The sequence below is a fragment of the Nitrosomonas sp. ANs5 genome, assembly GCF_050584665.1.
Taxonomy (GTDB): Bacteria; Pseudomonadota; Gammaproteobacteria; order Burkholderiales; family Nitrosomonadaceae; genus Nitrosomonas.
Genome location: NZ_JBEUDO010000073.1, coordinates 1 through 9945 on the forward strand (window position 1 = coordinate 1; position 9945 = coordinate 9945).

Genomic DNA, 9945 nt, shown 5'->3' on the forward strand with positions numbered 1-9945 from the left:
TGAAATAACTTATTTTCATTATATGCGTGTACTGGGTATCAATTCTCGACAAACTCTGGAATTGGCCGAATTGCCGGAACCTGCCGTGAACGACTGGGATTTGCTGGTTCGGGTCAAAGCGGTGGCGGTCAATCCTGTAGATATCAAACTCAAGGCGAGTGTGAAAGCGGAGCAGACCGGATTGAAAGTGCTCGGCTTCGATGCCTGTGGCGAGGTGTTGGCCATGGGGGCCCGGGTCGAGGGTTTCGCAGTGGGGGAGCGGGTATTTTATGCGGGCGATGTCACGCGCACAGGCAGTTTTGCCGAGCGGCAGGTGGTGGATAGCCGCTTGGTTGCCAAGGCGCCTCGCAGCCTTTCCGATCTGGCAGCTGCAGCCATGCCCTTGGTCGGGCTGACCGCTTCCGAAGCGCTATATGATCACTTGGGCTTAAGCCTGGATGCCTCGGGCAATCGTGGAAAACACTTGCTCATCGTCGGCGGGGCGGGAGGCGTCGGTTCCATGGCGATCCAGCTGGCAAAGCAGGCAGGCGCATGGGTGAGCGCGACGGCTTCCCGGCCCGATAGCCAGGATTGGTGCAGGCAGCTGGGTGCTGATCAGGTCATCGATCATCGCCAGCCATTGCGCGCTCAGCTACAACAGGAGGTGGACTGGATTCTGTGTGCTGCAGATACCGATGCCTATCTTGACGGCATGGCAGAGTGCATTCGCCCTTTTGGCAGGATCTGCGCCCTGGTGAGTCACCGTCAGCCATTGGACATGAATCGCTTCAAAAACAAGAGCGTGGGTTTTCATTGGGAATTCATGTTCACGCGCGCGATGTTTAAAATGCCGGACCAGTCGCAACAAAGCGTTTATTTGCAACGTCTGGCACAGGCAGTTGATGGGGGTGTCGTGCACTCGATTCTGACGCAAGAGGGCGGCCAACTTGCTGTGGAAACATTGCAAACCGCATTCGAACGTGTTGCCAGCGGCAGGATGATCGGCAAAATCGCCCTGACCGGATTTTGAGAAACAAGCCAGGAATGGCAGCTGGCCGTTTTTCAGCAGCCAGTTTGGAGGGGGCTGTGAGCATGCGGCAGATATGCGCACCGGACAGCCTCCTAGTAGTACTTTTTATCCGGTTTCGCTGACCATGCCGAGAATACTTTCAGTGCATCCGGGCGGAGTAACTGTTCCATCGGGAGGTTACGCTGAGGTTTGTCCGCCAGGATTTCCCGATAAATAAATTGATCGTCAAAACCGATGTGTGCGGCATCGCTGCTGGTACAGGCGTAGAACACTTTGTCCGGGCGCGCCCAATAGATCGCTCCCAGGCACATGGGGCAGGGCTCGCAAGTGGTGTAGAGCGTGCAACCTTCGAGCTGGAAAGTGCCCAGATGCTGGCACGCTTCCCGAATCGCCAGGATTTCGGCGTGAGCCGTAGGGTCGTTGGTGGCAATGACCCGATTATTACCTCTTCCGATAATCACATCATTTTTGACGATGACGCAACCAAACGGCCCGCCATCGTTTTTGTTGACGCCTTGGGTTGCAAGGTCGATGGCTTCCCGCATAAATCGCAAGTGCCGTGCTTCAGTCATGCCGGTATGAGCTTGCTAGGTTCATGGTAAGGAAACGGGTGTTTCATCGCCCGTAAAAATGCCGATATGTGCAATCCCATCGTGACCGATCATGCCCCGGTACATGCCGCTGGTATTGAATCGCATGGCATAGTCGCCTTGGGTATTCAGCACGATCAGGCCGCCATCACCACCGATAGCGGCGATTTCCGCCAATGTATTGTCTGCTGCTTCGGCTATTGGTTTGTGCTGCAGCCGCACCTGCGCCGCAGTATTGAATGCTGCCACAGCGCGGATGAACATTTCTCCGGTGCCGGTCGCAGAGACGGCGACCGAGCGATTGTCCGCGTAAGTGCCTGCGCCGATGATCGGCGAATCGCCTACGCGCCCGAAGCGTTTGTTGGTGAGCCCTCCGGTTGAAGTGCCTGCGGCGAGGTTGCCATGGCAATCCAGCGCCACAGCGCCAACTGTGCCGTATTTGCCATCCTCGTCAGCGGGTGTATCCGAATCAGCGTCATGATCGAGCAGCACACGCTCTTCAGCCATCGCTTTTTGCAGCTGGTTCCAGCGGGACTGGGTATGAAAATAGGAGGCATCGACGATCTCGATACCTTGCTCGCTGGCAAAGGTTTCTGCGCCCTCGCCGATCAGCAGGACATGCGCACTTTTCGTCATCACCGCATGCGCGGCCCGGATCGGATTGCGAATCGTCCTGATGCCCGCAACTGCACCGGCCATGCGAGTCGCACCTTCCATGATCGACGCATCCATTTCATTGTGGCCGGCGTGGCTGAATACCGAACCCTTGCCGGCGTTGAACACAGGGGAGTCTTCCATCACCACAATCGCAGCCATTACGGCGTCAATGCTGCTACCGCCTGCAGCAAGCACCGCATAGCCAGCCGCCAGCGAGGCTGTGAGTGCCTGTGTATAAGCCTGCTCGCGCTCGGCAGTCAATTTGTGGCGCTTGATCGCACCGGCGCCACCGTGAATGACCAGCCTGATTTGAGAAGTGTCCATCGTTATCGAATTAAATTGCTAGTACTCCGTTCCGCCAAACCGCTTACATGAAATCGCGCCTTCGCCTGTCATGCGTTGTTGCAAATCCTCGCTATAGCTACGGCTATGACTGCGGTTTGCGCCTAGCCTGGCAGGCGAATCCATCGATTTCATTTGTAAGCTAATTGACGGAACGGAGTACTAGTCTGGTCATCGCTGCTGGATGCAACATTACAGGATCGCTTGCATAAACTGCAAGCCAAACGACAATTATCCTGAACCCCTCAGTGAGACGTAGTCAAGAAATCCAGGTATATGCAAGCAGCAGTCCCTTATGTGTGCTGCCGTACCGACTGCGGCCAGCCCCACAATTATATTATGCATAAAATTTTGATGCGATATCGGTATCGTCTTGAAGTCTAGTACTCCGTTCCGCCAAACCGCTTACATGAAATCGCGCCTTCGCCTGTCATGCGTTGTTGCAAATCCTCGCCATAGCTACGGCTATGACTGCGGTTTGCGCCTAGCCTGGCAGGCGAATCCATCGATTTCATTTGTAAGCTAATTGACGGTACGGAGTACTAGCTATTGAGCAAGATTCTTCGCTTATCGTTGCCTATCCTGTTTCTTTACTTTTGGAAAATACTATGAACATCCCACAACGCAAAAGTGGCTCTTTGCTAACGCGCGCGCTAGGATTGATAATACTCGTGGTGTTTTGCCACACAGCAGCGGCTATTGGCTCCTCGGTGAAAGCCGGGAACGTGGCGACATCCAGTCTGGAGTGTCTGTTCAACTGGGCGCAAACCTTCTACCCCAGCCTGTTTTCACCCGCGGTGCAAGGCGTGCAACTTTCTGCACCCTACACTTATCGCTATTACCCCGGCACCAATGCTTATGTGGGCGCTTCCTCCGTCGACAACCATGTATATTACCTGGGACCGAACGATGTCTCATTGAGAGACATGGGTGAATTATCCGCTTTATTGAAAGAAGCCGGGTGCGGAGAAAGGCCGTACCCCGTTATCTTCATTCATGGCGTATCCTCATCTGCAGACACTTGGGTAGCGTACAGGGACTATCTAGTAAGTTATGCTGGCTGGACTTATGGTGGAATACCGGCCATTGATCAGACCACAGGTACGGTTAATATTAGTTGCCCACCAGACTCAAGCCCGCTTAATGGGTGTACGGGTGGCGCGGGTGATTTCTATGCATTAAATTTCTCTGATAGCCAGGGGTTGTCTTTTGATGTTCAGGGAGGCGAACTGGCAGCAATCATTCAAGCGGTTTTAGATGAAAATCCTGGCGCAGCAAAGGTTCTCCTGATTGGTCATAGTTCGGGTGGCCTGGTTGCCAGAGAATACCTGCAAGGATTGGCGCGAATGCTCGATTCAGTCACGACAATCCCGTATCGAGAGGATGTTGCAAAACTCATTACCATTGGCACTCCTCATCTGGGAAGTTTCTGGGCAGAGGTATGCCACGCTGATTTCGATTTTCTCGATATTTCCGGTAATGTTGGTGTTTGTGATCTTCTGCCTATGGATATCGACCCAAATAGTGTTGCAGTCAAGGATTTACAACCAAATAGTGCGGCTTTGAACAATCTTAATGATTTAGTCACCCATCCCCTTCCCCCCAATGTTTCCTATGTTTCGATAATTGGAACGGGTCAACCGACTTTGTCCGGCTTGGTTGATTTCGAAGATGGGGATGGCATCGTATCGGAGCTTTCCCAGAATCTGATGACAGTAACCGAAAGTGTTCCTTTGCAACAGAAATCGACCAGGATTGATATTCTTTTCAGAGGATGCGGCAACAAGATAAATGTACCTGTTATCGGGAATCTGGGACAGACTCACACCTGTGAGACAACTGATATTAGCGTAGGGGCTGAAATTTTAAGAAATTTACAATAGATAGCAGCGGGTTAGATTGAGCATGCGATATCTGCTGCTTATCGTGCCTACCAGCCGGTTAAATATTTTAACCTTTCGAAATTGGATCGGGTATCGCCTATATATTATGCATCACGGAGGAGCTCAATCATGTGTCAGATATGGATTACGATCTGCTTTGCAATCATTCTTGTTTTGAGCCAGGCGAACGCGGCTGATCAAGCAAGCAAGGCGGAAGCCACCCAGAGCAAGGCGACGGTGCTGGAGCAGAAAGCTGCGAACGGGAGCAGTACGACGCTTCCTTCCTCATCAGAAATTATCACGAAACCCGAAGCGCAGGCGGTTGATCCAGTTGGTGCAGGTCCTTTGGACGATGCGATTACATGTCTTTCACGTTCGATCTACTGGGAAGCTAGAGGCGATGGTGCTGCCGGAATGGAAGCCGTCGCCAATGTGATTATGAACCGTTTAGGCTTTGAGGGCTTTCCTAATACGATCTGTGAAGTTGTCGCGGAAGGCCGCGAGCAAGGGGCCTGCCAATTCTCATGGTTGTGTGATGATCGTTCGATTGACGCGAAGGATGATGAATCCTACGCAATCGCCAAGGAAATAGCCCGAAAAGCGATTAACCGGCAACTAACAGATAGAACCGGTGGTGCATTGTATTTCCACCAGCGGAAAGTAACACCCAGTTGGTCCGCGGAATTCATCAAGACGGTAGAGATAGGCGAGCATGTTTTTTACAAGCCGCCCGGCGGTGAAGCAAAATAGGCTCCATGTATTTTGATCTGATACATCAAGCCACCGTTCAAAGGATTGGCGCTAGGAGGCTGTCGAAGAATAGACTGATCTACTGCGGACGAGCCTGATTGGCCGGATTTTACGATCCTTTTCGTTAAATAGAACGACTATTCGCCTCAAATGATCGAAAAATCCAACTCAACCAGCCTCGCCCTCGCTACGATCGCTATTCTCGGACAGCCTCCTAGTGATGCCCGCAGCCGCATCCCGGCGGATGACCGTGTGCTTGATCGGGTTTTGGCTGAAGCGAGCGCATGGCCAGATCCCGGCCGCGCGCCATGTTGCCATGCACCGCGGGGGCGGAAAGAATCACTTTCTCTGCTATGCTGCCGCATTTGGGGCAATCCGGGGCGGGTGAATTAATTGACTGGTGTGCTTCGAATTGCAGTTTGCATGGTGTGCACTGGTAATCATAAATTGGCATTTGGAATTCCTATTCTTGTATGGGGGCATTTCTGGGAAATGCTGGTACGTGACCGCCTGTTTATGCCAAGCGGACACGTTTCCGGATTTATTCTTAAATTAGCTCCAGCGAGGCGGTTGTTTTTCATTGACACCAAATTGAGCGGAGGTGACATCGGTTCTGGCCCGTTTTTCGGGGTCACGGGTTGGCGCTCTCAGCCGGCGCGTCTCGACCTCCCAGATCCAGCCGCTGATAGCCACATCCTTGGGAATGAGAGGATGGTTTTTGAATGTTTCGATGGTCTTCATACAGGTTTCGTCCACGTCATCCATCATTCCGATCCACTTAGCGAATGCGCCTTTCTCTAGCCTCTGCTCCGGCAGCGTCGGGTCCAGTGCGATATTGTCCGGGTCGATTCCCTTGTCGCGGAAAGCTTTTTCCAAATCGGCCGCATTCGCCGACAGCATGCCGCACTGCGTATGTTGTACGATGACGATTTCCTTGGTGCCAAAGAAATTACAAGTCAGCATCGCCGAACGGATCGCATCATCGGTGACAATTCCGCCGGCGTTGCGGAAACAGTGTGCGTCGCCATGTCCGGCCGGTGTGTCTACATGAATGCCGAGTGCTTCGTCTACTGGCAGGCGTTCGTCCATGCAGGCAAGTACCCATAATCTTAGGTTGTTATGTCCAGCCGGTCCATGGCGGCGGCGCTGTGCCCAGTGATCATATGTGGCAACACGTGTGCTTAGTTCATCTTTGAGTGTTTTCAATGTTGAGTCTCCTCGGTAATAGGTTGCAGTTTTAAACGCACTTTAAGTAATCTACTTTTTGCGATAGACCCTAAAGGGATTCATAACGGATATTTCACAGGCCGTTAAGAATTATCTGCGTTGCCGTTACGGTGTTAAAAACGGGTTCAGAATGCTCATTTATTAAGCATAAGATGCGTTTTTTCGCCTGTTCTTGCATTCGGCTGCCTCGAAAATCTTTTTTAGCGCCTGTTAACCCGTACACCAGATTGTTTTCGATGCAATAAAATTACAAGCAAATACCGTGCCACCGAGGATTAACAATTTGTATTATTAATTACAATGAGTTATTTATGAGTTGTTGCTACATTTGTGTAGCTGTGCTTCAATTTATGAAGCTTTACTTCACAAATCATCCATAATCTATGAACAAAAATCCTCTTGCTGAGTTAACACCGGTTTTTTTTCTGCAAACTTTTATTCTTGAGCTGATGCATGCCAGTGAACAACAGGGGCAAAAGCATTGCGAGCAGTTGATTGAACATATCGCTAAAACTGCTGGATGCTTTTTTGAAGAAACGTACCGGGAGAATACTCATAAAAGTGAGCAGCTTGATAGTGAAAGCTATACCGAGCTCATACTCGGTATCAAAAACAATATTGGCGGTAAATTTTCACTCGTTTCCAGTAATCCAGACTGCATAACGGTTACCAATTCCCGTTGTCCTTTCGGCGAGCAAGTCACCAACTTTCCTGAATTATGCCGAATGACCTCCAGCGTATTCGGGGGAATAGCAGCTAGAAACTTCGGTTATGCCAAGGTTGAAATTAAAAAAAGCATAGCCCGCCAGGATGGGCAATGTGATGTATGTGTTTATACCAATCCGCAGGCAGCAAAAGGACATGCCGGAATGGAATATACCGACACAACGCCGGTTAAGGAGATTAATGATATCAATGAATTGCAGTGTCGAATTGAAACAAACATGCAACGACTTTGGTACAAACAAAGCAGACAAGCTTCGAAGAAGCATCAGTCTCCGGTAATCATAGCAAAATCACCAATGATGCAGAAAATACTGCAATCGATTGAGGTTATTGCGCCTACTGTGGCAACAGTGCTAATCCAGGGGCAAACAGGCGTGGGTAAGGAGCTGATAGCACGTGCCATACATGCGATGAGTGAACGCTATCATAAACCGTTCATCGCTATTAACTGCGGAGCAATTCCGGAAAGTCTGATTGAAAGTGCCTTGTTTGGGCATGAAAAGGGCGCTTTTACCGGAGCCATAGAAGTACACCAGGGCTACTTTGAGCGAGCCGAGGGCGGCACTCTGTTTTTGGATGAGATCGACTCATTGTCGCCAGCGGCACAAACTCGATTGCTTCGTGTTATCCAGGAAGGAGAGCTGGAAAGAGTTGGCGGCAAACAAACATTGGCGGTCGATGTCAGGATCATTTCGGCAACGAATCAAAATCTGGAAGGTCTCGTTAAACAGGATTTATTTCGCAATGACCTTTACTACCGCGTCAACGTAGTCCGTTTAAACATTCCTCCCTTGGCCGAGCGGCCGGAAGATCTGCCTTACTTGGTGCAATTGATTATTCAACGATTGAACAAGCGCTATAACAGAGGGGTTGAATCAGTGAGCCGTGAAGTCATGCGCAAAATCCGCGCCTACCATTGGCCAGGCAATGTTCGTGAATTGGAAAATATTCTTGAGCGCAGTATTCTGTTTGCCACTGGCAAAGAAATGACCGAGCTGGATTTAGAGCTTCCAGCTAAAACCAAAAGTGTTGTTGAATGGAAAGGCGTAAAAGAACATGCTCTTGCCAAAATAGAGCAATCCTTCCTTGAAACCGCGTTGAAACAGCATCACGGAAATATAAAAAGAGTGTCTGAGAATATGGGAATTACATCGCGAGCTGTTTATGCCAAACTCAAAAAATACCATATAAATTTGGCAGATTTTCGCATCCCTGATTGAAAACCATCAGGCGGAAGCTCTACCAGGGAAGGTCTATGGCTATATCGAAGAAAAGGGGATACTACCTTTTTATTTTCAGGACGGCCTATCGGACGATACTGTAATACTCTACCTGCAATTTTTTCCAAGCTTTGAACAAATCTCGCGGTACTACAAGGCAGCCCTTTTTCGGCGTTTCGTCGCGACATTTCAAGGGACGTCGGTTCATTATCCTCAGCTAACCACGAGGACCAATCGTTCATTTGCTGCCGCTGTTTAAACAAGCTTGAAAGGGAAGCGACCTTTTTTTATCACCAGAATCATAGCAATGCCTTTTGGAATGAGGTGGGTAGGGCCATGCTGGATTACCGGAGGCAAAAGGGATGGTTGGGGAAACATGGCACGGGCTTGATGGTGTAGGGCGCAGGAAGAAGAGTTGGCCGCAGTGAATCAAGAGCCCGGGATGTACCGGCCAGGTGCTTCCTTTGCCTTGAATGCGCCGCCTGATGCCGGTGTATCCTGCGCAGGGCTTATTCTTTGACCGCTTTGACCGGAATCAGGATCTCGTTTCTGCGCAAGAACGGGATCGTCCAGGGTGGGTTGTAGCCGGCGACTTTGTATGCCTCGGCGTCGTAGACATAGCTTTTTTCATCCAGCCATTTGATCAGTTCTTCACGCATGGCCTCGACTTTTTTTCTTCTCATCAGGCCGGAAAATCTCAATGCCGCTATTGTCTGCGGCTCGATTTTCTCCAGGAAGACCTGCTGATTGGTGGGCGCCGGTGCGGTTTCGAATGTGAATGCCGAGGGCAGGTGAAAGGACATTTTCCAGCCTTCCGCCGCTTCGGCGATCAGGACCGGCGCGGTCATGTCTATTTTCTGCCCGCTTTCTTCAATCAATACAGGGGCTGTCATCTCGACTGCCTGACGCGCAATATTTTCGCCGGAGATATAATTGAACAAGCGGCGAAACGAGGTGCTGGTGGCGTCATCGAAATCCCCGCTGCTGATGGTGCTGACAAGGACACGTGGAGAATATTCCCGAATTTCAATTGCTTCGTCCTGCAACACGATAGTGTAGGGTGCTTTTTCGACACCTGATTCACCAAAAACAGAGCAGGCTGTCATGCCGATCAGGCCTAGAATGGCTCCAAAAAATCTTGCTAAATTATGCATTGTTTTCATGTGCCTCTGAGCTATTTTCGGTTCAGTGCGGTGCATGAAGTGTACCCCCAGTGTATTCAGTGGCAGTCACCGCTGTGCGCAGGGTGCGTTTGCGTACCAGAATAGCATATCAGGCCGAGAATTGTTCGCAGGCTTATGGGAGAAAAGCGAAAGTACAGCTATGGTTTTTTGGTTTCAGTCCAGAAATATATAGGGGTCAAGTCTTTTGATAAAACATCACATCCCGGTTTTTTTGCAATTCGACTGACAGTCGTATAATCCAGCCCGAATTCATCCGCTACGACTTCCACTGTATAGTTACCTGTTTGATAGGCGGTTTCAATCCCCGCATTTTTGTCATTGAACGATGAATGATACGAGAGCGGCTTGGCCTCAAAT

Annotated in this window: 10 protein-coding genes; 4 read left to right on the forward strand and 6 right to left on the reverse strand. The window is 50.4% G+C overall.

Going from position 1 to position 9945, the window contains the following annotated elements:
- On the forward strand, positions 1 to 1009 hold a 1009-nt coding region (locus ABTW62_RS12675; protein ID WP_430904939.1), incomplete at its 5' end, for a zinc-binding alcohol dehydrogenase family protein.
- A 92-nt stretch (positions 1010 to 1101) separates the two neighbouring features.
- On the opposite strand, the gene ABTW62_RS12680 is transcribed toward ABTW62_RS12675, so the two are convergent.
- Positions 1102 to 1581: a nucleoside deaminase gene (locus ABTW62_RS12680; protein ID WP_430904940.1), complete on the reverse strand. Its 480-nt coding sequence runs from the start codon at positions 1579 to 1581 to the stop codon at positions 1102 to 1104.
- Positions 1582 to 1602: 21 nt separating this feature from the next.
- Complete coding sequence (locus ABTW62_RS12685; protein WP_430904941.1) at positions 1603 to 2580, reverse strand: isoaspartyl peptidase/L-asparaginase family protein; 978 nt, start codon at positions 2578 to 2580, stop codon at positions 1603 to 1605.
- Between the two features lie 626 nt (positions 2581 to 3206).
- On the opposite strand from ABTW62_RS12685, the gene ABTW62_RS12690 reads away from it, so the two are divergent.
- Both ABTW62_RS12690 and ABTW62_RS12695 read left to right on the forward strand, forming a co-directional pair.
- A complete protein-coding gene (locus tag ABTW62_RS12690; RefSeq protein WP_430904942.1) occupies positions 3207 to 4481 on the forward strand; it encodes an esterase/lipase family protein in 1275 nt (424 codons plus the stop codon).
- Positions 4482 to 4610: 129 nt separating this feature from the next.
- Positions 4611 to 5231 carry a cell wall hydrolase gene (locus tag ABTW62_RS12695; RefSeq protein ID WP_430904943.1) on the forward strand — a complete coding sequence of 207 codons (621 nt, stop codon included), beginning with the start codon at positions 4611 to 4613 and terminating at the stop codon, positions 5229 to 5231.
- 214 nt (positions 5232 to 5445) lie between these two features.
- Here the strand turns inward: ABTW62_RS12695 and ABTW62_RS12700 are convergent, their stop codons facing one another.
- Together ABTW62_RS12700 and ABTW62_RS12705 are read right to left on the reverse strand one after the other, a co-directional pair.
- Positions 5446 to 5685, reverse strand: a complete 240-nt coding sequence (locus tag ABTW62_RS12700; protein ID WP_430904944.1) for an FmdB family zinc ribbon protein — start codon at positions 5683 to 5685, stop codon at positions 5446 to 5448.
- Positions 5686 to 5783: 98 nt separating this feature from the next.
- Positions 5784 to 6437 carry a beta-class carbonic anhydrase gene (locus ABTW62_RS12705; RefSeq protein ID WP_430904945.1) on the reverse strand — a complete coding sequence of 218 codons (654 nt, stop codon included), beginning with the start codon at positions 6435 to 6437 and terminating at the stop codon, positions 5784 to 5786.
- A 404-nt stretch (positions 6438 to 6841) separates the two neighbouring features.
- On the opposite strand from ABTW62_RS12705, the gene ABTW62_RS12710 reads away from it, so the two are divergent.
- Entirely contained in the window at positions 6842 to 8404 is a 1563-nt protein-coding gene (locus ABTW62_RS12710) for a sigma 54-interacting transcriptional regulator (protein ID WP_430904946.1), read from the forward strand.
- 509 nt (positions 8405 to 8913) lie between these two features.
- On the opposite strand, the gene ABTW62_RS12715 is transcribed toward ABTW62_RS12710, so the two are convergent.
- A complete protein-coding gene (locus tag ABTW62_RS12715; protein WP_430904947.1) occupies positions 8914 to 9558 on the reverse strand; it encodes an SOUL family heme-binding protein in 645 nt (214 codons plus the stop codon).
- A 167-nt stretch (positions 9559 to 9725) separates the two neighbouring features.
- Positions 9726 to 9945, reverse strand: a 220-nt coding sequence (locus ABTW62_RS12720) for a hypothetical protein (protein ID WP_430904948.1), incomplete at its 5' end; no start/stop codon positions are given.

Bases quoted from the DNA above. Each gene is read 5' to 3' on its own strand.
- ABTW62_RS12680 (WP_430904940.1), bottom strand. From the start codon at position 1,581: ATGACTGAAGCACGGCACTTGCGATTTATGCGGGAAGCCATCGACCTT.
- ABTW62_RS12685 (WP_430904941.1), bottom strand. From the start codon at position 2,580: ATGGACACTTCTCAAATCAGGCTGGTCATTCACGGTGGCGCCGGTGCG.
- ABTW62_RS12690 (WP_430904942.1), top strand. From the start codon at position 3,207: ATGAACATCCCACAACGCAAAAGTGGCTCTTTGCTAACGCGCGCGCTA.
- ABTW62_RS12695 (WP_430904943.1), top strand. From the start codon at position 4,611: ATGTGTCAGATATGGATTACGATCTGCTTTGCAATCATTCTTGTTTTG.
- ABTW62_RS12700 (WP_430904944.1), bottom strand. From the start codon at position 5,685: ATGCCAATTTATGATTACCAGTGCACACCATGCAAACTGCAATTCGAA.
- ABTW62_RS12710 (WP_430904946.1), top strand. From the start codon at position 6,842: ATGAACAAAAATCCTCTTGCTGAGTTAACACCGGTTTTTTTTCTGCAA.
- ABTW62_RS12715 (WP_430904947.1), bottom strand. From the start codon at position 9,558: ATGCATAATTTAGCAAGATTTTTTGGAGCCATTCTAGGCCTGATCGGC.